General features: G+C 63.9%; 17 protein-coding genes. 9 read left to right on the plus strand and 8 right to left on the minus strand.

The genetic code is table 11. The annotated features are described in order from the left end of the window. Window positions 1-63: 63 nt before the first annotated feature. Window positions 64-837, minus strand: coding sequence for an IclR family transcriptional regulator (locus ACRDT3_RS11845; protein ID WP_105656510.1), 774 nt, complete (start codon window positions 835-837; stop codon window positions 64-66). Window positions 838-1,054: 217 nt separating this feature from the next. Here ACRDT3_RS11845 and ACRDT3_RS11850 point away from each other — a divergent pair, with 217 nt between their 5' ends. The 4 genes from ACRDT3_RS11850 (at window position 1,055) to ACRDT3_RS11865 (ending at window position 6,249) form a co-directional block, all read left to right on the plus strand. Further along, the gene (locus ACRDT3_RS11850; protein WP_431493167.1) at window positions 1,055-2,440 is read left to right on the plus strand and encodes an NAD-dependent malic enzyme; all 1,386 of its coding nucleotides are present in this window, start codon (window positions 1,055-1,057) and stop codon (window positions 2,438-2,440) included. 80 nt (window positions 2,441-2,520) lie between these two features. Beyond that, entirely contained in the window at window positions 2,521-4,152 is a 1,632-nt protein-coding gene (gene aceB, locus ACRDT3_RS11855; RefSeq protein ID WP_431493168.1) for a malate synthase A, read from the plus strand. Then, complete coding sequence (locus tag ACRDT3_RS11860) at window positions 4,149-5,402, plus strand: DUF6986 family protein (RefSeq protein ID WP_431493169.1); 1,254 nt, start codon at window positions 4,149-4,151, stop codon at window positions 5,400-5,402. The genes aceB and ACRDT3_RS11860 overlap by 4 nt, the downstream gene beginning before the upstream one ends. Window positions 5,403-5,412: 10 nt before the next feature. Then, the gene (locus tag ACRDT3_RS11865; protein WP_431493170.1) at window positions 5,413-6,249 is read left to right on the plus strand and encodes a bifunctional allantoicase/(S)-ureidoglycine aminohydrolase; all 837 of its coding nucleotides are present in this window, start codon (window positions 5,413-5,415) and stop codon (window positions 6,247-6,249) included. 433 nt (window positions 6,250-6,682) lie between these two features. On the opposite strand, the gene ACRDT3_RS11870 is transcribed toward ACRDT3_RS11865, so the two are convergent. Further along, window positions 6,683-7,750, minus strand: a complete 1,068-nt coding sequence (locus ACRDT3_RS11870; RefSeq protein ID WP_431493171.1) for a CobW family GTP-binding protein — start codon at window positions 7,748-7,750, stop codon at window positions 6,683-6,685. Window positions 7,751-7,843: 93 nt separating this feature from the next. Beyond that, window positions 7,844-8,542 carry a maleylpyruvate isomerase family mycothiol-dependent enzyme gene (locus tag ACRDT3_RS11875; protein WP_431493172.1) on the minus strand — a complete coding sequence of 233 codons (699 nt, stop codon included), beginning with the start codon at window positions 8,540-8,542 and terminating at the stop codon, window positions 7,844-7,846. Between the two features lie 57 nt (window positions 8,543-8,599). On the opposite strand from ACRDT3_RS11875, the gene ACRDT3_RS11880 reads away from it, so the two are divergent. Both ACRDT3_RS11880 and ACRDT3_RS11885 read left to right on the plus strand, forming a co-directional pair. Then, window positions 8,600-8,824, plus strand: a complete 225-nt coding sequence (locus ACRDT3_RS11880) for a hypothetical protein (RefSeq protein WP_431493173.1) — start codon at window positions 8,600-8,602, stop codon at window positions 8,822-8,824. A gap of 239 nt (window positions 8,825-9,063) precedes the next feature. Then, a complete protein-coding gene (locus tag ACRDT3_RS11885; RefSeq protein WP_431493174.1) occupies window positions 9,064-10,851 on the plus strand; it encodes a plasmid pRiA4b ORF-3 family protein in 1,788 nt (595 codons plus the stop codon). A gap of 94 nt (window positions 10,852-10,945) precedes the next feature. On the opposite strand, the gene ACRDT3_RS11890 is transcribed toward ACRDT3_RS11885, so the two are convergent. From ACRDT3_RS11890 to ACRDT3_RS11900, 3 genes are read right to left on the minus strand one after another with little or no spacing between them, the layout of a single operon-like run. Beyond that, the gene (locus tag ACRDT3_RS11890) at window positions 10,946-11,875 is read right to left on the minus strand and encodes a VOC family protein (protein ID WP_431493175.1); all 930 of its coding nucleotides are present in this window, start codon (window positions 11,873-11,875) and stop codon (window positions 10,946-10,948) included. A 53-nt stretch (window positions 11,876-11,928) separates the two neighbouring features. Beyond that, a complete protein-coding gene (locus ACRDT3_RS11895) occupies window positions 11,929-12,138 on the minus strand; it encodes a hypothetical protein (RefSeq protein ID WP_431493176.1) in 210 nt (69 codons plus the stop codon). 31 nt (window positions 12,139-12,169) lie between these two features. Beyond that, window positions 12,170-13,354, minus strand: coding sequence for a hydroxylase (locus ACRDT3_RS11900; RefSeq protein ID WP_431493177.1), 1,185 nt, complete (start codon window positions 13,352-13,354; stop codon window positions 12,170-12,172). A gap of 231 nt (window positions 13,355-13,585) precedes the next feature. On the opposite strand from ACRDT3_RS11900, the gene ACRDT3_RS11905 reads away from it, so the two are divergent. Together ACRDT3_RS11905 and ACRDT3_RS11910 are read left to right on the plus strand one after the other, a co-directional pair. Further along, window positions 13,586-14,488: an alpha/beta fold hydrolase gene (locus ACRDT3_RS11905; RefSeq protein ID WP_431493178.1), complete on the plus strand. Its 903-nt coding sequence runs from the start codon at window positions 13,586-13,588 to the stop codon at window positions 14,486-14,488. After that, window positions 14,485-15,540: a 2Fe-2S iron-sulfur cluster-binding protein gene (locus tag ACRDT3_RS11910; RefSeq protein WP_431493179.1), complete on the plus strand. Its 1,056-nt coding sequence runs from the start codon at window positions 14,485-14,487 to the stop codon at window positions 15,538-15,540. Before ACRDT3_RS11905 ends, ACRDT3_RS11910 begins: the two co-directional genes overlap by 4 nt. A gap of 76 nt (window positions 15,541-15,616) precedes the next feature. Here ACRDT3_RS11910 and ACRDT3_RS11915 read toward each other — a convergent pair whose 3' ends face one another. Both ACRDT3_RS11915 and ACRDT3_RS11920 read right to left on the minus strand, forming a co-directional pair. Next, complete coding sequence (locus tag ACRDT3_RS11915; protein WP_431493180.1) at window positions 15,617-15,886, minus strand: hypothetical protein; 270 nt, start codon at window positions 15,884-15,886, stop codon at window positions 15,617-15,619. Further along, a complete protein-coding gene (locus tag ACRDT3_RS11920; protein WP_431493181.1) occupies window positions 15,883-16,926 on the minus strand; it encodes a hypothetical protein in 1,044 nt (347 codons plus the stop codon). Before ACRDT3_RS11920 ends, ACRDT3_RS11915 begins: the two co-directional genes overlap by 4 nt. A 253-nt stretch (window positions 16,927-17,179) precedes the next feature. Between ACRDT3_RS11920 and ACRDT3_RS11925 the strand changes: the two genes are divergently transcribed. Next, a complete protein-coding gene (locus tag ACRDT3_RS11925) occupies window positions 17,180-18,736 on the plus strand; it encodes an FAD-dependent oxidoreductase (protein ID WP_431493182.1) in 1,557 nt (518 codons plus the stop codon). The last annotated feature ends 159 nt before the right edge of the window (window positions 18,737-18,895 follow it).

Here is an 18,895-nt window from a genome sequence, read left to right on the forward strand (position 1 = left end):
GCTGCCGCCGACGCTTGCGCACGGTGCGCCGACCCGTCCGACCGGGCTGGAAGATCCGGCGCGCTAGTCCGCCGCGGCCACCAGCTGGCGTCCCAGTTCGCGGGCGGCCTCCTGCAATACCGGCACTGCGCTGTCGATGAAGGCCTCGTCTACGCGGGTCACCGGACCGGATACCGAGATGGCCATCGGCGTTGGCGCGCCCGGCACTGGCACGGCGATGCAGCGAACGCCTAATTCCTGCTCTTCCTCGTCGATAGCGTAGCCGCGTTCGCGGGTGGCCTCGACATCGGTGAAGAGCTTGCCCAGGGTGGTGATGGTGTTCGCGGTCTTCGGCGGCATGCCTGCCTGCGAGACCAAACGCTGCACGCGCTCGTCATCCAGCACCGAGAGCACGGCCTTGCCGACCCCGGAATTGTGCAGCATGGCGCGGCGTCCGACTTCGGTGATCATGCGCATCGAGTGGGCTGACTGCACCTGCGCGATATAGGTGACCATATCGCCATCGAGCACTGCGATATTCGCCGATTCGCCCAGCTTCGCGACCAGGTCCTTCAACGCCGGGGAGGCCAAGGCGCCCAGCTGCCGGTTGGCTACCTCGCCCAGCCGGATCAGCCGCGGTCCCAGCGAGTAGCGGCGGTTGGGCAGCTGGCGCACGTAGCCCACGCCCACCAGGGTGCGCAGCAGGCGGTGGATGGTCGGCAATGGCAGGGGAGTATCGGCGGCAAGCTCGCTGAGCGCGGCTTCGCCTCCGGCCCGGGCGATGACTTCCAGGAGCTCAAAAGCACGTTCGACGGACTGGACGCCGCCGGTGGTGGACTTGCTGGAAGTCTGCGTCATCTTTGCTCCTTGTAAAAGCACTGGTTTTCGGAAGAGGACTGCGCATTACTTCTACGATGCGAAATCCTAGTCCCAAGACTAGCGCAAAATCAGGCATTTCTTCCACGATCCGAGATTAACCCGGCAAAAAATCGTGCTCGGGGCCACAAAACACTCTTGCATTTTCATTTTGAGGATAATAGTATCCACTATACGGAAACTTTTACAGGAGGATCAGATGGCAGCACCAAGCCCGGGATATTCACTCACGCTTCGCGTCCAGACACCTGCGTCGATTACCGCGACCAGCGAGCTGGCCGGCGCGGTCGGTTCGGCCGGCGCGCACATCACGGCCCTGGATGTAACCGAGTCCAACCACACCCACATGGTGGTGGACGTTTCCTGCAACACCACCGACGTGGCCCACGGCGAGACCGTGCGCGCGGCGCTGGACAACCTCGACGGCGTGAGCGTGCGCAACGTCTCTGACCGCACCTTCCTGATGCACCTGGGCGGCAAGCTCTCGGTCACCCCCAAGGTGGCCTTGCGCAACCGCGATGACCTCTCCCGCGCGTACACCCCGGGTGTCGCCCGTGTCTGCATGGCCATCGCCGAGAACCCTGCCGATGCGCGCAACCTGACGGTCAAGCGCAACACCATCGCCGTGGTCACCGACGGCTCGGCCGTGCTGGGCCTGGGCAATATCGGCCCGGCCGCAGCCCTGCCGGTCATGGAGGGCAAGGCCGCGCTGTTCAAGCAGTTCGCCGATGTCGATGCCTGGCCGGTCTGCCTGGACACCCAGGACACCGAGGAGATCATCATGATCGTCAAGGCGCTGGCCCCGGTCTACGGAGGGGTGAATCTCGAGGACATCGCGGCCCCGCGCTGCTTCGAAATCGAGGCCCGGCTGCGCGAAGAGCTGGATATCCCGGTCTTCCACGACGACCAGCACGGCACCGCGATTGTCACCCTGGCCGCGCTGCTCAACGCGGTGAAGGTCGTGGACAAGAAGATCGAGGACCTGCGCATCGTGGTCTCCGGGGTCGGCGCGGCCGGCAACGCGATCATCCAGCTGCTGATGGCCCGCGGCGCGCAGGACATCATCGCCTGCGGACGCAATGGCGCGATCACCCGCAACGAAGCCTATGCCGATGCGCACCGCACCTGGCTGGCGGAAAACACCAACCCGCAGAACTTCACCGGCACCCTGAAGGAAGCCATCGCGGGCGCGGATGTCTTCATCGGCGTCTCGGCCCCGAACGTGCTGGACGAAGCCGATATCGCCGCCATGAACGAGCGCGCCATCGTCTTCGCCATGGCCAATCCGGATCCGGAGGTGGACCCGGAGCTGGCCGGCCGCCATGCGGCGGTGGTCGCCACCGGGCGTTCGGACTTCCCCAACCAGATCAACAACGTCCTGGCATTCCCAGGTTTCTTCCGCGGGCTGCTGGATGCAGGCGTCACCGAGATCACCGACGCCATGCTCCTGGCCGCCGCGGATGCCATTGCCGCCCGGGTCAGCGAATCAGAGCTGAACCCCGGATTCATCATCCCGTCGGTATTCGACCCACAGGTCGCCTCCGATGTCGCCATGGCGGTGCAGGACGCAGCCGCTGCCAAGTAGGCGCTGCGCAGCAAGACCCCCGGGGTGCATGTCAACGCACCCTTCAATGGAACAGAGCACAAGAGTTTAAGGAACAACCCATGAGTATTGAAATCACCAGCATCCCCGACGTCGCAGATGCCCAACAGATCCTCTCGGGCGAAGCGCTGGCCTTCATCGAGAAGCTGCACCAGAAATTCGCTGGCACCCGCGACGAGCTGCTCGCCGCGCGCGCAGTGCGCCGCCAGCAGTTCTCCGATGCCAAGTCCATCGACTTCGACCCGCAAACCGAAGCCGTGCGCACTGGCGACTGGAAGGTCGCCGAAGCCCCAGAGGCGCTGCGCGACCGCCGTGTGGAGATCACCGGCCCGGCCTCCCCGGCCAAGATGGCCATCAACGCGCTGAACTCCGGCGCCAAGGTCTGGCTGGCCGACCTGGAAGATGCCTCGACCCCGAGCTGGTTCAATGTCATCGACGCGATCTCCAACCTCTCGGCCGCCGCCCGCGGCACCTTGGCTTTCACCGATGCGAAGACCGGCAAGTCCTACGCGCTGCGCACCGACGCCCCGCGCGCGGTCGTGGTGGTCCGCCCCCGCGGCTGGCACCTGCCGGAGAACAATGTGCTCATCGACGGCAAGCCGGCCGTCGGCGCGCTGGTGGACTTCGGCCTGCACTTCTTCCACAATGCCAAGGTGCTCTCCGAATCGGGCCAGGGCCCGTTCTACTATCTGCCGAAGATGGAGCACTACCTGGAATCGCGCCTGTGGAACGAGGTCTTCACCTTCGCCCAGGCCGAGCTGGGCATCGCCCACGGAACCGTGCGCGCCACCATGCTCATCGAGACCATCCCGGCCGCCTTCCAGATGGAAGAGTTCCTCTACGAACTGCGCGAGCACGCCTCGGGCCTGAACGCGGGCCGCTGGGACTACCTGTTCTCCATCATCAAGACCTTCCGCGAAGCCGGCGAAGCGTTCATCATGCCCGACCGTTCGGCCGTGGCCATGACCGCGCCGATGATGCGCGCCTACACCGAGATGCTGGTCAAGACCTGCCACAAGCGCGGCGCCTTCGCCATGGGCGGCATGGCCGCATTCATCCCGAACCGCCGCGAACCGGAAGTCACCGCCGCCGCCTTCGACAAGGTCCGCGAGGACAAGTCCCGCGAGGCCAACGACGGATTCGACGGCTCCTGGGTGGCCCACCCGGACCTGGTCGAGCTGTGCAAGGAGATCTTCGACGCGAAGCTCGGAGCGAAGCCGAACCAGATCGATCGCCAGCGCCCGGAGGTCGAGGTCACCGCGGCCCAGCTGCTGGACGTGGCCAGCGCCCCCGGCGATGTCACCGAGGCCGGCGTGCGCGCCAACCTCTACGTGGCAGTGAACTACGTTGCCGTCTGGCTCTCGGGCAACGGCGCGGTCGCCATCCACAACCTGATGGAAGACGCCGCCACCGCGGAGATCTCGCGCTCGCAGATCTGGCAGCAGATCCGCAACCAGGTGGTCGCCGCCGACACCGGCAACACCATCACCGCCGAACTGGTTGCTGGCATTCTCGCCGAAGAGGTTGAACGCCTGCGTTCGGAGGTCGACAATGAAGAGCACTTCAACGCCTACTACCAGCCGGCAGCAGAACTGATCGCGAAGCTGACCAGCGGCAAGGACGAGGACTTCGCAGACTTCCTCACCACCCCAGCCTATGAACTCTTGGAAAAGGAATACGTGACCAAGCCATGAGCAACACCTTCGATGAGTCCACGCTTGCCAGCGTAGAAGCAAAGCTGGCCGCCACCGACCGGCTGCTGGAAACCTCCTACCCGGGGGATACCGGAGCCCGCCAGCCCATCCACACCGTGTACGTCCCCGGGGACAAGTACACCGTGGAACTGCCGTCAGCCTGGGGCGCCAATGCCCTGGCCGCCGCGGGCAACGCTGCCGGGCTGGCCAAGCTGGCCGCCAAGCTGAACCTGGCCGAACCACAGCGCCTGGGCGAGCTGGTGGCTGCGAAGCTGGCAAGCGAGCCCATCGAAGATCTGCGCCTCGATTTCGAGGATGGCTACGGCAACCGCACGGATGCCGAGGAGGACGCTGCAGTGCTTGCCGCGGCCGACTCGGTATCCGCGGCGGTGGCCACCGGCAAGGCCCCGGCCTGCATCGGCATTCGCTTCAAGTGCTTCGAAGCGCCCACCCGGGCCCGCGGCATCCGCACCCTGGATTTGTTCATTACCCGGCTGGCCGCCAATGGGCCGCTTCCGCAAGGGTTGCGCCTGACCCTGCCGAAGGTCACCACGGTGGCCCAGGTCGAGTCCATGGCCTACCTGGCCGAGAAGCTGGAGCAGGCCCACGGCCTGGAATCCGGCCGGATCCGCTTCGAGGTGCAGGTGGAAACCCCGCAGGTCATCCTGGCCGCCAACGGAACGCATCCGGTAGCCCAGCTGATCGCCTCGGGCAAGGGCCGGGTCTCCTCGCTGCACTACGGCACCTACGACTACTCCGCGTCGCTGGGTGTGGCCGCCGGCTACCAGTCCATGGAGCACCCGGTGGCGGACTTCGCCAAGGACGTCATGCAGGTGGCGGTGGCCGGCACCGGCGTGGAACTGTCCGACGGCTCCACCAACATCATCCCGGCCGGCGACCCGGAGAACATCGCGGCCGCCTGGGAACTGCACGCCCGACTGGTATCCCGCCACCTGTCCCGCGGCATCTACCAGGGCTGGGACATGCACGAGAACCAGCTGGTGACCCGCTACCTGGCCACCTTCGCCTTCTTCCGCGAGGGCCTGCAGGCCGCCGGCACCCGGTTGCGCAACTACGTCCACCAGATCAACTCGGCCATCATGGACGAGCCGGCCACCGCGCGTGCCCTGGCCCGCTACATCCACCGCGGGGTGGCCTGCGGTGCGGTCAGCGCCGACGAGGTCACCGAACTAGCCCAGATCACCCTGCCCGAACTCGAGGCGATCGCCTTGAACCGCTCCCACGCCTAAGGACTACACCATGACTGTTCCAGCCATCCAGAACTCCTCGTCCTACTACTCGGACTTCGGCGGCCACCCGCCGCAGAGCGATCTGCTCACCGACCGGGCAATCGTCACCGAGGCCTATACCGTGATCCCCAAGGGCGTGCTGCGCGACATCGTCACCAGCGTCTTCCCCGAGTGGACCAACACCCGTGCCTGGGTGCTGAACCGCCCGGTCGCCGGAGGGGCCACCACCTTCGCCCAGGCCATCGTTGAAGTCGCCCCGGGCGGCGGTGCCGAGAAGCCGGAACCGCAGGCCGAGGTGCAGGGATTCATCTTCGTGCTCACCGGCCAGCTGACCCTTCTCATCGAGGGCACCGAGCATGTGCTGGTGGACGGCGGCTTCGCCTACCTGCCAGCCGGCGCCACCTGGTCCGCCCGCAATGACGGCACCGAGACCACCAGCTTCCACTGGCTGCGCAAGCGCTACGAGGTCCTGGCCGGCGTCGCGGCTCCGGGCCCGGTCGTGGGCAACGAACGCGACATCGAGCCTGGCCCGATGCCGGGCACCGATGGCAAGTGGCGCACCACGCGCATGCTGGATCCCAACGATGTGGCCTTCGACTTCGGCGTGAACATCGTGACCTTCGAACCGGGCGCGTCCATCCCGTTCGCCGAAACCCACGTCATGGAGCACGGGTTGTACGTGCTGGAAGGCAAGGGCGTGTACCGGATGAATGGCGACTGGGTCGAGGTCGAGGCCGGGGACTACATGTCACTGCGCGCCTTCTGCCCGCAGGCTTGCTACGCCGGTGGCCCGGAGAACTTCCGCTACCTGCTCTACAAGGACCAGAACCGCCAGATCGCCTTGTAAGCTGGCGCGTCCATATACCGCCTAGGCCAGTACCCGCACGATCCGCCGTAGCCGGCACGTTGTTTCCACCTCTTGTTCCAGTGGTGTTTCATTTATCGGAAGCAGCAGGTTGGCTATCAAAGGTCCTGCAGGTGCTGGCCCTGGTTCTTTAACGAGGGACTTTCCCAACGCGTTAATTGCGGCGAATCAGCAATTGCAGGTGAACCCCTTCGAACCCAGTGATTACGCGGTTCTTGAAGTATGGGAGAGTCCCATAAGTTGCGAATTAGCACTTCGCTACCTGCAAGTGCCGATGTGCTGAGGCGCTTTGGCTGGGCAATGCATATTTCCCGGCAGCCTCATGCCAGCATTGCCTGGCCAATCGATACGCTTTGCCGGCGGCTTCAGGACCCCGTGGCAAACAGCATGGCTTCGTTCGATCCTGGCCTTGCGTTCAGAACAGCATCTCGCTGCGCTCTACGCTTTCGGGCACACCTTCCGCTTCAGTGCGGGAGCTCAAGATCAACCGCCGTTCCAGGCGAGTCAGATTCCTAGGCGAAGGATCCTGGAGTGCTGGTTCCAGGGCCTTGCCCAAGGCCGCGCCAACCATCGACTCGTCCAGTCCCATCCCGACGGCCACCAGCGCGTCATCGGCTGGCTGGCTGCGTGAAGTTGCCTCGGCAAAGTGGATCTGCCGGCCCACCATATTGACCAGGAAGCGTTGCGTGCCGCGATCGGTCCGCAGCTTCACATGCCCCTTGAGCCGGTAGGCCGCTGCCGGAGGGTTCTCGAGAAGATCCAGCACGGCACCTGGATCTGCTGCTTCGGGACAGCGCACCGTCACCGCGTGAGCATGCGGAGCATGCTCGTGGTCATGGTGCGGGCGCGAGGCGGCCGCCAAAGGCAACTCATCGATCGGGTCTTCGTTCAGGGCGATGTCGAACACCAGCTCTGGATCAATGGCGGCGTGCGAAGCCGGGATGATGGCCACGTGCGGGTTGACTTCCCGGATCCGTCCGCTGATCCTGGCCAGGACCGCGTCGCGGTGCTCGGAGGCAATGCGGTCCAGCTTATTGACCACCACCATGCTGGTGGCACTGAAACGTGCCGGGGCCATCGCCGCGGTGTCCACGGTGTGCTCATGCTCCACCGCGTCAATCACGTCGATGATGCCGCCGAAGCGCACCCCGTGGGCCTTGCCGAAGCGCAGCAGCCGATCCACATTCAGCGGGTCGGCCGCGCCGCTGGCCTCCACGATGATGGCATCCAGGCGCAGCCGTGGTTGCCCCAGCTTCTCCAGCAGCTCGTCCAGCCCGCTGCTGTCGGACAGGCAGCAGACGCATCCGCCGGCAATGGATTCGGCCGCATCGATCTGGCCGGTGATCAGCCCGGTATCCACGTTGACCTTGCCGATGTCGTTGATGATGACACCGACGCGGGTGCCCGGGCGGGTCAGCAAGCGGTTGAGCAGGCTGGTCTTGCCTGCACCCAGATATCCGGTGAGCACGATGACGGGGATCAATGCCGGCTCCTTTTCACTTCGACAAGCGGGCCGAGTCCATTCTCCTCGTTGCGCCAACCGTTGTCGCGCGCTGACACGCGTGCCGGATAGCGGTTACCAGGCAGGCAGTACCGGAATCGGGCCGTCGGCTTCGATATGCCGGGCCTGGCCGCGGGCCAGCCATTCGATCAAGCCTTCCCGGTCCGAGCGCACCTTCAGCGCGCCATCGCCGATGACCCATTCGTCGCCCTCTTCGGTCACCAGCGTCATGCCCGGGGCGTTCTTCACGCGCATGGTTCGCACGGCGGCCTCGACGGCGTTCTCCTGGGAATCGGGATCGGCTTCCTCGATGGTCCAGGCGGTGTCCAGATCATGGTGGTGGATGACCACCTCGGCAATGCGCAGGGCCACGATGGAGGTCGCCGGAATGATCTTTCCGTGCAGGTCCACCTCTTCCACGGCCAGTTCGCCGCTCAGCCGTTCGCACTGCTCGGCGAAGTACTCGGCGGCATCCTGGAACTTCTTGACCAGTTCCTCGCGCGGCAAGGCCGCCAGTTCGTCGATTTCCGCATCGCGGGCCTCGCGCGAGGCATAGAGCTCCTGCGGTTCTCCGCTGGTGGCCCAGTCGATGAGCTTGACCAGGGTCCGGCCGTTGGAGGCCAAGTGCGCGATGACATGCGCCCGGCTCCAGCCTTCGCAGAGCGAGGCGGCGGCCATTTCATCCGTGGACAGGGTCTCGATCGTGGCCGACATCATCGCGGTTTCGCGGCTGAGTCGTGACAGGTCCGAGTGCAAGCGAGCAGTGTTGATCATGAAGTCACCCTACCAACGGGAGCGCTCCAGCAATACGGGTTACGCCATAGATATCGAATGCGACTCGATTCATATGCGCGCCGTTTGAGCGCCAGCGGCTTTGCACAGGCCAACAGCGGCTGGGCGCCGTTACCGGGGCAAGCTGCACCCGGCCACCACGGAGCGTGGTTCTTCGTCGAGGCACTGGGCATTATCCATCCAGCTCTCGCCGGCTGGCTCGTGCCGGCTAGTCAGCGTGAGCCCGTAGTTCGAGCCGTCGGTGTGCTGCGGAACTCCATGTGACCGGGTTGGGTGGATATGGGATCCATGCGCTCGCCTCGAGCCCAAGCTGCCGTGGGAGCCTTCCTTCCTTGTGTGCCGAACGGGAAGGTTCTTGTGTCCCGGAGTTGCGCGGAAGCATAGGGGGACCGTTGCTTGGGGAATCTTTATTCAGGGGAACACGCGCCGGGCAGGTTCCTTCAGCAACTAGCAGCCACGTAGCCTTGGGGTAGAAGGCAAGCGACCAAGGGGGAAGCAGTCCAGTGGCGAAGAAAAAGAAGAAGCAGAAGCCCAAGCAGGGGCATCCGGCACGCCTGCAAGAGGGCGTAGTTTCCATGGACCGCGTCAAGGTTGGGCGAGGCCTGGACGCGCTCACTCCGCAGTTCGTGCAGTGGTATGCCGAATACCGCGATGACCCGGAACTGGCGCTGATGGTTCTTGCCGCTGTGCGCGAAACCTTGGGCGTCTACGCCGAAGTCGTTGGCCTGGACAAGGTCACCGATTTCGATCCTCCAAAGCTGCTGGCAGTGCTCAGTTCAATGATTGAATTCGAGGAAGCCGAAAATCCAGAAGCTGCTTCCAGCGAACTGGGAACCATGATTTACATGGCGTGGGTGGACTACGTCGAGTTCCTGCGCGATACCGACCTGTGGGAACGCGAGTTCGAAAGCCTGGATTGGTTCCAGAAGTCGCTGGAAGCCCAAGATCCGTTCGCTGGCGATGATGGCGTCGACGAACACGATGAAATTGACGAGATCTTGGCATCTGACGAAGCTTCGGAAGCGGCCCTGGCTGAAATTACGGCCATGCCAATCAGCAAGCTGGGTCGAGCCGCCTTGTCTTGGGTCCTCACTGAGGGCAAGAGTCTGTGGACCAGCCTGCCGGCACCCGAGTTCATGGAAACTGCCGCAATAGCGCTCGCCAAGGACATGCCTCGGGGAGTGGAGGAATCGAGGAAGGAGCTAATTGTCGCGCTAGTGCTCTCGGCGCTGGAATCCGTCAATGCAATCAGTCTGCCTGATAAGGCCGTTCCAGAACGCGGCGTGACTTACGAAGACTTTATTCAGCATGAAGACGCAGACTCTTTCGACGCAAATTTCTACTTCATTCAAGCCTGCTTGGACATGCTCCTCGAAAGGCCTGCGGGCGACGACAAAGCCAGCCTGGAAGCCTGGGGGCTGGCCGCCTTCTGGATTTTCGATGCAACCGAAGGCAGGCCGCATCGCATGGCTGCCCAGCGCGATGGGCAGTGGTCGCCGGAGGTTTGGGAAACCGCGCATGTGCGCATGCATGAACTGCGCGTGCTTGGCCTTATCGAAGACGGTGAAGCCTACTCATTGCCCAATATCGTCCGCCTGGCGATTATCGACGTTGAGGAAGAGCTGCTCGATGAGGAAGAACTCGACGATGCAAAGCTCGACGCGATTTTCGGCCCGGACGATGACGGCAAGCCGAAACGGCTGAAGCGCGAGGAACCGTACGCCGGCAAGGTGCTGCAGCTGAAGCTGGCTCTCAAGGAGGCCAAGCCACCGATCTGGCGTCGCGTGCTGGTGCCGATGGACCTGAGTCTTGGCGACCTGCATGACATCATCCAAGCGAGCTTCGACTGGTACGACGGGCACCTGCATAGCTTTTACGAGGGTGGCTTCGGCGGAACTTCATATGGCCCAGATATTGAAGAGATGGACTATCAGGAGAACGAATCGGAAACCTTGGTTTCTTCGTTGCTGGAGAAGGAAAAGGACCGCCTGGACTACGTGTACGACTTCGGGGATAGCTGGGAAGTGCGCATCGACGTCGAGAAGATCCTGGATGCTGATGAAGGCCAGCTGCCACGATGTATCGGAGGTCGGCGCATGGCTCCGATGGAAGACAGCGGAGGAGTCGGTGGCTGGGAAGCCAAGCTGGGAATTCTCAACGACCCGAAGCACCCAGAATACGAGGAAGTGAAAGACTGGTGGCTCAGCTTCGGATTCGACGAGGATGACGAGATGGATCCGGCTTATTTCAACAAGGATGAAATCAACGCCAACCTGGAGCTCGAGTTCTAGGAATCGCCACGGCACGCCAAACCGCCCCGCTCGATTCATGCATTGAATCGAGCAGGGCGGTTTGCCTGATGCGAGTGAGTGAACTTTTCCGGATCTAGCTGACGGCGCCGGACTTCGATGGCACTTCGAAGGCGGCTAGCGGCTCGGCACCCTCGTGGGAATGGCCCCAGTAGCTTTCTTCGGTAATTTCTTCAGCTGTGTAGTAGCTTTCGTCTACAACCATGCCGTCCGTGCCATACTCGATGTCCCATCCGCCAGGAGCCCGGACGTAGAACGACACCATGTGATCGTTGGTGTGCCGTCCGAGGCTGGCTGTGATGTTGAAATCCATCTGTCGGACCTTGTCATAGGCCCGGCCCACGGTGTCGAGATCCTCGACTTCTACCATCAAATGCACCAAGCCGGGTGCTTCTCCGTGCGGGGCTGGACCCATTGCCAGCGAATGGTGGCGCTGGTTGCAACCGAAGAAGCGGAATCGGGTTGCCGGGCGCTGCGGGCCCAGGCGGACAGCGCCGCGCGGCAGGAAGCCGAGCACCTCGGTGTAGAAGGAGGTGGTTTCCTCCATCTTGGTGGTAGGCAGCACCACGTGGCCCATGCCCTGCGCGCCGGTGACGAACTTCTGCGCGTAGCCGGTGATCAGCGGGGAGTGATCCATGCGGGGGCCGAAGAAGATCTCCACCGGGTGGCCAGCTGGATCGGTGAACGTGATGACCTGTTCCAGGCCGCGCTCGTCGTTATCCTCTTCGCTCAGCCAGGTGACCGCAATGCCTGCGGCCTCGACGTCCTTGGCCACCGCGGCCAGGGCGAACTGGTCGCGGACTTCCCAGCCCACGGCCACTACTTGGTCGACGTCGCCCGGGAGCACGATCAGGCGTGCTTCACGCTCGTCCATGCGCAAGTACAGGCCGTCAGCGTTCGGGCCGACGGTTTCAGCGAAGCCCAGGGCCTCGACGGTCAGTTCGCGCCAGCGGGCGATGTGCTGGGTCTGGACCTTCAGATATCCAAGTCCGCGGATGTGAGTCATGATGTTCCCCTCGTATGTTGTGTATCGGTGAATTGCAGTCCGGTGCCAGTGCGCTAGTTCAGCGAAGAATCCCGCAGCGGACGGATGGTGTAGCCCATGCTCTTGTCGACCAGGGTGCGATGCCGGAAGCGCTCGGCTTCCAGCCAGAGGACATCGGCAGTGCCAAGGACGTCCTTGACGAAACCTGTGCGGACGATCTGCCCGTCCTTGCGCAGTTCCACCCGCTTGCCGGCGAGCTGCGACCAATCTGTTTGTCCTGCCATGGGCTTTCCTTTCAGTTCCGCCGCAGTTGCCTTAGACAGCGGCGGCGAGATTTGCTGGTGGCTCGACACCGATTTCGGTCATGATTGCCGCATGGTAGCTCGGGCCCGGGACGTGGATGGCGTGGGCCAGACCCATGTGGGCATCGCGCCAGAAGCGCTGGACCGGGTTATGCAGGCGCAATCCGTTGCCGCCTGAGCGGGACAGAATCATGTCGATGGCATTCGTTGCACGCCAGGCGGCTTGGATCTGGGTGCGGCGTGCAACGGCCCGCTGCTCCAGGCTGATTTCGCCGCCGGCCGCGACGGTGTCGTACAGGCGGTTGATGCTGGCCAGCAGGGTGTCGCGGGAGGCGCTGATCTCGCCTGCGGCCTCGCTCACGGCGTACATGGTGTACGGATCCTCGACCGATTTGAAGCCGTTGATCTGCACCCGTTCGCGCTGGTAGTCCAGGTGGGCCTGCAGCGCGCCTTCGGCCATGCCGATGACCGCGGAGGTCAGCCCGACAGGGAAGATGCTGTAGAACGGCAGGCGGTGGATGGGCTCGTTCTTCCCGGCCTTGCGGGCCACGTCCCCGGCAAACAGCTCGCCTTGGTCGATGGCGCGGTACTCGGGAACGAAGACGTCATCGATGATGACATCCTTGCTGCCGGTGCCCTTCAGTCCGACGACCTGCCAGGAATCCTCGACGATGGTGTAGTCCTTGCGCGGAACGACCACGTGCAGGAAGCGCGGAGGTTGCACCGGATTGCCCTCGGAGTTGCCCAGGAATGCGCCCAGGATGACCCAGTCGGAGTGGTCGGTACCGGTCGAGAACTGCCAGTGGCCGGAGAAGCGGTAGCCGCCTTCCACCGGGGTCGCGGTGCCCATCGGGGCGTATGGCGAGGAAATCCAGACTTCGTTGCTTTCGCCCCAAATCTCTTCCTGGAGCTTGGGGGACATGAGTTCCAATTCCCAAGGGTGCACGCCGACAACACCTGCCACCCAGCCAGCCGAGCCGTCCAGGCTTGCGAGCTTCATGACGGTTTCAGCGAATTCAGCCGGGTGGGCGCGGGTTCCGCCGTACTCGACCGGTGCCAGCAGCTTCATGACACCGGCTTCGCGCATGATGCTCACGGTTTCGTCGCTGAGCTTCCCCAAATCTTCATTGACGGAAGCCAGCGCACGCAGCTCATCTGCGCGGGTGGTGAGGACGTCGCTCACGGAGGTTATCGTCATGGAATTCTCGCTTCCTAATCAAGCTCATAAAACTTTGCTGCTGGCACGAATCTAGGCAAAGAGGCGCCATGATGTGACCTATGTCTCAGCTACTGGGATTGTTGTTTTGCACCATGGTTTGGGGCCAAATCCGGCATCCCGGTCAACGGGATCCGCGCTGATCCAGGCAGTACCAGAGCAATAGGGTTCACCAAAGACCACTTTCAATCCGCAGATCGAGGAGCGAATCAGATGACTACGGAACTTCGCAACGCGCCGGGCGGATCGCCTGCGTCCGGCGTCGAAGCAATCTTGCGCGAACTGCCCACCGAGCAGGGAACGCTGCGTTACTGGGAGGCCGGCCAGGGCCGCCCCCTGGTGTTCCTGCATGGGTCGGGGCCCGGTGTCAGCGGATGGCAGAACTTCGGCGACGTGCTGCCTGCCTTCGCCGAGCACTTCCACTGCTACGTGATTGAATTCCCCGGCTTCGGCGTCAGCGACCCGACGGAGCAGCACCCCATGCCGGCGGCCAGCCAAGCGGTCATTGACCTGCTGGACGGACTGGGCCTGGAACAGGTGGACATCATCGGCAACTCGATGGGCGGCATGGTCGGCACGATGTTCTCCATGAGCCACCCCGAGCGCGTGCGCCGGCTGGTCACCATTGGCGGCCTGGGCCTGAACGCCTTCGCGCCGTTCCCCGCCGAGGGCATCAACCTGCTGATCGCCTTCACCGAAGATCCGACCCGCGAGCGACTGGTCCAGTGGCTGCGCTCCATGGTGTACGACGAGGACACCGTCACCGAGGAACTGATCGAGAAGCGCTGGGCGCTGGCCACCGAGCCGAAGACCCTGGAAAGCGCGCGCCGCATGTACAGCTCGGCGGCCATGAAGGCGCAAATCGCCGCGCAAGCCGAATCCGACCAGCCGCCGGCCTGGGCGATGCTGCACAAGGTCAAAGCCAAGACCCTGATCCTGTGGGGCCGCGACGACCGGGTCACCCCGATGGACGCCTCGCTGATTCCGATGCGCACCATCCCGGACGTGGAACTGCATGTGTTCCCGAAGTGCGGGCACTGGGCCATGATCGAGCAGAAGCAGGCATTCGAGAGCGTTGTCGTGGAATTCCTGAATCGCGAGGAGGACGTGTCATGACCAGCACCGTCAGCAGCCCGCGGATCACCGCGTTGCATGCCCGAGTTGTCGAGGTGATAAAGGAAACCGCCGACGCGCACACCCTGGTGCTGGAACCGCCGGCGGAGCATGCCGGCAGCTTCAGCTACCGACCCGGCCAATTCCTGACCCTGCGCATCCCCAGTGACCGCGACCATGACGCGGCGCGCTGCTACTCGCTGTGCAGCTCCCCGGAGCACGACGAAAAGCTCAAGGTGACCATCAAGCGCACCCGTGACGGGTACGCCTCGAACTGGATCTGCGACAACGTGGAAGCCGGGCATGAGATCGAGGTGCTCAAGCCAGCCGGCACCTTTGTGCCATCCGACCTGGACACCGACTTCCTGCTGTTCGCCGGCGGCAGCGGCGTGACCCCGGTGATGTCCATCCTTAAGTCCGCGCTGATCTCCGGGACCGGTTCGATCACCCTGGTGTACGCGAACCGCGACGAGCAGAACGTGATCTTCAAGGACGAACTGGTGGCTTTGTCCAAGGCCTACCCGGGACGTTTGACCGTGATCCATTGGCTGGAAAGCGTCCAGGGAATCCCGGACCTCCCCTCGATGTCAGCACTGGCCGAGCCCTACGCGCAGCGCGAGGCGTTCATCTGCGGCCCTGGCCCGTTCATGGACTGCATCGAAACCGTGCTGCAGAACCTGGGCGCCGAGCCGAGCCGGGTGCACATCGAGCGTTTCGTGTCGCTGGATGCCGACCCGTTCGCACCGGTCGAGGCGCTGGTCCAGGACGCCGACGGCGAAACCGCCGAAGTCGAGGTGGAACTGGATGGAACAACAAGCAGCATTGCCTGGCCTGCCGGCAACAAGCTGCTGGATGTCCTGCTCAACGCTGGACTCGACGCACCGTTCTCCTGCCGCGAAGGCGCCTGCAGCGCCTGCACCTGCATTGTGCTGGAAGGCGAAGTGGAGATGGAACGCAACGAGGTGCTCGAACCGGAAGACCTGGAGGAAGGCCTGATCCTGGCTTGCCAGGCCAAGGCACTGACACGGAAGGTGAAGATCACCTACGAAGGCTAGAAAAGACACCGGATGCCCCGTCGCAAGGCGGGGCATCCGGTGTCTGTGCAGTTAATTGGCGAGCTGGCGGCAGTAGCTATTGGGTGGCAGGCTCTGCAAGCTCAAGGCTGCCCCGGGCGGTTGCATCACGCAGCGCCGCACGCAGGGTCTCGCACCCTACGAACTGGTCGCGCGGCAATCCGCCTGAGGGACATGCTGGCCGCTCCCGGCACAGTTCCAGCGCTTCGCCGGACCACTGGATGCTGGTCTGCTCCCACGCGGTCTTGCGGACCTGCACCTTGGCCAGGCATTCGGTGCAGCTCACCTGCTGCATGGCGGCGTCTGCGCTCCGGACACGTGCTGTCATGATGCTAGCTGCTTTCCATTGGTTCGGCGGAGGATCAGGGTGCGGGCCGAGGACCTGGTCCACAGGTCCATAGGCATGGTTGTGTCCACTTCGTATTCGTACCGCTCGGTCATCCCAGGAGTGATGTCCTGCGTGTCCACGAAGAACTGCGCATACCAGCGGTGCAGAGCGGCGAGCGGGTGGTGGTCCCCAATCGCGTCCTGGTGCTTAGTTGCGGCGGCGCCATCCAGCTGCGCGCGCACGGCCCCGGTGATCGAGCGCAGGATCTGCGCGGCATGCCCGGAGGCGGCCGCCTGCAGCTCGGGTACCGGCGGTTGTCCGGTGCGGACCATGACGCCGGTCATCAGCACTAGGTGCTGTGCGTCGATGGGGTAGTGCGCGGTGAGCACCACTGCATCCAGGCTACGGTCTTCCAATACGTAGTCGAGCTGTGCAATCATCACCGCTGGACCGTAGTAGCTGGCCACCGAGTCGGCCAACTGGATTGCCGGGGCATTCACCGCCGGATCCTGCAACTGGTAGCTGTGGTGCAGTGGGCCTTCGAAGTACTGGGTGGCCAGCTGTCCTTCGAAAACATTCTTGAAATACAGCTGCTCGCTGCGGGTGACGTGGGGCGAATCGGCCAGATGCACCAAGTGCTCCATGACCTGGCTGGTGCCGGCGGCGAGGGTGGTTTCCTTCCACGCCCACTCCGAGAATTCAAGGTCTTCGCCGTCCTGTGCGCAGATGCCGCCGCGCAGGCGCGGGATCGACACGTTCTGCGCAGGCTCAGCGCCTTGCGGGTCGTGCCAGGCATAGAGCAAGCCGTCCTGCTCAAGGCTGGGAAGCTCCTGCTCGACCGTGCCGGACTCCAGCCGGACCATCAGCTGGTCCTGGCCGTTGGCTTGCACCGCCAGCTGGGAGCCGAATGCGCTTAAGCTGCGGGAGCTGCCGTCGCGGAATCTGTGGGACAGGCCAAGGCAATGCCAACCTCGCGCGTAGCGCGCGGGAGCAGCCTGGGGCGGTTTATCCCCAAATGGCTCCGGATTTGCTTGAACCATGTGCATCCCATTCTTTCGCCAAAACGGACTCAGAGACGCCTCGCCGGAGCACCTGCCCCGGAGAAGACTTAAATCTATATCTAGCCATAATTTCCGGTTCCGGAAACTGGGAATCCCGGTGTGCGGGATATCACAAAAATCCTCGAATCGGGTTTGTCCCGAATTGTCCTACTGGGTGGGATGCAGTGTCCGTCCACGCTGCCGTCTCTGATTGGGTAGCGCTCACACCCTGTGCAATGACGAAGGAGAAACTATGTCCGGCAATCAAGTTTGGGACGATGAGTATGAGGTCGTAGTCATCGGCTCTGGCGCTGCGGCCCTGGCTGGCGCCTACACCGCGGCGCGGCGAGGCCTGAAGACCCTGCTCGTGGAGAAGACCAACCTCCTGGGCGGCGCTTCGGCCTACTCCGGCGCCTCCTGCTGGCTGCCGGGCACCCAGGTGCAGCAGCGTGCTGAGGTCGAGGACTCCGGCGAGTCTGCAAAGGCGTACCTGCAGGCTGTCATGGGCGACCACGAAGTCGAACGCCGTGAGGCATTCGTGGACACCGCCCCGGAATTGGTGGAATTCTTCGAGTCGGATCCTGCCATCGAGTTCTACTGGACCGCATTCCCTGACTACTTCAACGCCCATGAGAGCAAGCCGCTGGGGCGTTCCATGATGCCGGTGGATCTGCCGCGCGAGGAAATCGGCGAGCTGGCCGACCTGGTGCGCCCGCTGGTCGAGTACGACCGCTACAACCAGCCACACCCGGAAGGCCCGCTGGCCGCAGGCCAGGCGCTGATCGGCCGGCTGCTGCTGGCACTGACGAACACCGGCAACGGCACCATCCAACTGGAGACCGAGCTGGTGGATGTTATCTCCGAAGACGGCCGGGTGACCGGCGCAATCGTGAAGAACGCCGAGGGAACCCGCCGGATCCGCGCCACCGAGGGCGTCATCCTGGGTGCCGGCGGCTTCGAGGCCAACCAGGATCTGCGCACCTTGAACGGCACCCCGGGCAACTCCGGGTGGACGATGGCTCCTGCCGGAGCCAATACCGGCACCGCAATCCGCGCTGGCCAGAAGGCCGGCGGCGTGGTTGAGCAGCTGAACCAGGCCTGGTGGTGCCCGGGTGCCGCGCAGCCCAAGGGCAATGCGGCCTTCGCGCTGGGCTTCCGCGGCGGGGTATGGTTGGATGCCAACGGCCAGCGCTTCGCCAACGAGTGCTTGCCCTACGACCAGATGGGCCGCGTGCTGGCGGCCGCTCCGGAGCGCATCCCGTCCTGGTTCATTTTCGACTCGCGCTTCGACGGAGAGCTGCCGGGCATCATGCGCCCGTTCAACACCACCCCGCAGGAACACCTGGATGCCGGCACCTGGGTCAAGGCGGACACCCTCGAAGAACTGGCAGCGGCCACTGGCCTGCCGGCCGATGCGCTCCAGGCCAGCATTGAGCGCTTCAACGGCTTCACCGTCACCGGCGTGGATGAGGACTTCCACCGCGGCGAGAACCCCTACGACCAGTTCTTCGCCGATCCAGAATACGGTCCGGGCCCGACCCTGATCCCGGTTGACCAGGCGCCGTTCTATGCGGCCCGCATGGTCCTGAGCGACCTTGGCACCAAGGGCGGGCTGCGCACCGACGTGGACGCCCGCGTGCTGCGCGAGGATGGCACCGCTGTCGAGGGGCTGTACGCGGTGGGCAACACCAGCGCGTCCTTCTCCGGAGGGTTCTACCCCGGTCCGGGCACCCCGTTGGGTTCGGGCATGGTCTTCGCCTACCGTGCGGCCCAGACCCTGAAAGCCCCGGTGCAGGCCCAGGTCGGCTAGCTTCCGGAGGCTTGCATCACGAAGGCCGGAGCCGGCGGGAACACCAGGGGTTCAACCGGCTCCGGCCTTCGGCGTATCGGCTAAGTGATTCACCTAACCGGTGCAAGCACCGCCTGGGCGAAGCGCGAAGAGGGCAGGAATCCACGTGGATTCCTGCCC

The organism is Glutamicibacter sp. (assembly GCF_050701915.1).
In the GTDB taxonomy this organism is placed as follows: domain Bacteria; phylum Actinomycetota; class Actinomycetes; order Actinomycetales; family Micrococcaceae; genus Glutamicibacter.

Bases quoted from the DNA above. Each gene is read 5' to 3' on its own strand.
- ACRDT3_RS11845 (WP_105656510.1), bottom strand. From the start codon at position 837: ATGACGCAGACTTCCAGCAAGTCCACCACCGGCGGCGTCCAGTCCGTC.
- ACRDT3_RS11850 (WP_431493167.1), top strand. From the start codon at position 1,055: ATGGCAGCACCAAGCCCGGGATATTCACTCACGCTTCGCGTCCAGACA.
- aceB (WP_431493168.1), top strand. From the start codon at position 2,521: ATGAGTATTGAAATCACCAGCATCCCCGACGTCGCAGATGCCCAACAG.
- ACRDT3_RS11860 (WP_431493169.1), top strand. From the start codon at position 4,149: ATGAGCAACACCTTCGATGAGTCCACGCTTGCCAGCGTAGAAGCAAAG.
- ACRDT3_RS11865 (WP_431493170.1), top strand. From the start codon at position 5,413: ATGACTGTTCCAGCCATCCAGAACTCCTCGTCCTACTACTCGGACTTC.
- ACRDT3_RS11875 (WP_431493172.1), bottom strand. From the start codon at position 8,542: ATGATCAACACTGCTCGCTTGCACTCGGACCTGTCACGACTCAGCCGC.
- ACRDT3_RS11880 (WP_431493173.1), top strand. From the start codon at position 8,600: ATGCGACTCGATTCATATGCGCGCCGTTTGAGCGCCAGCGGCTTTGCA.
- ACRDT3_RS11890 (WP_431493175.1), bottom strand. From the start codon at position 11,875: ATGACTCACATCCGCGGACTTGGATATCTGAAGGTCCAGACCCAGCAC.
- ACRDT3_RS11895 (WP_431493176.1), bottom strand. From the start codon at position 12,138: ATGGCAGGACAAACAGATTGGTCGCAGCTCGCCGGCAAGCGGGTGGAA.
- ACRDT3_RS11900 (WP_431493177.1), bottom strand. From the start codon at position 13,354: ATGACGATAACCTCCGTGAGCGACGTCCTCACCACCCGCGCAGATGAG.
- ACRDT3_RS11905 (WP_431493178.1), top strand. From the start codon at position 13,586: ATGACTACGGAACTTCGCAACGCGCCGGGCGGATCGCCTGCGTCCGGC.
- ACRDT3_RS11910 (WP_431493179.1), top strand. From the start codon at position 14,485: ATGACCAGCACCGTCAGCAGCCCGCGGATCACCGCGTTGCATGCCCGA.
- ACRDT3_RS11915 (WP_431493180.1), bottom strand. From the start codon at position 15,886: ATGACAGCACGTGTCCGGAGCGCAGACGCCGCCATGCAGCAGGTGAGC.
- ACRDT3_RS11920 (WP_431493181.1), bottom strand. From the start codon at position 16,926: ATGGTTCAAGCAAATCCGGAGCCATTTGGGGATAAACCGCCCCAGGCT.
- ACRDT3_RS11925 (WP_431493182.1), top strand. From the start codon at position 17,180: ATGTCCGGCAATCAAGTTTGGGACGATGAGTATGAGGTCGTAGTCATC.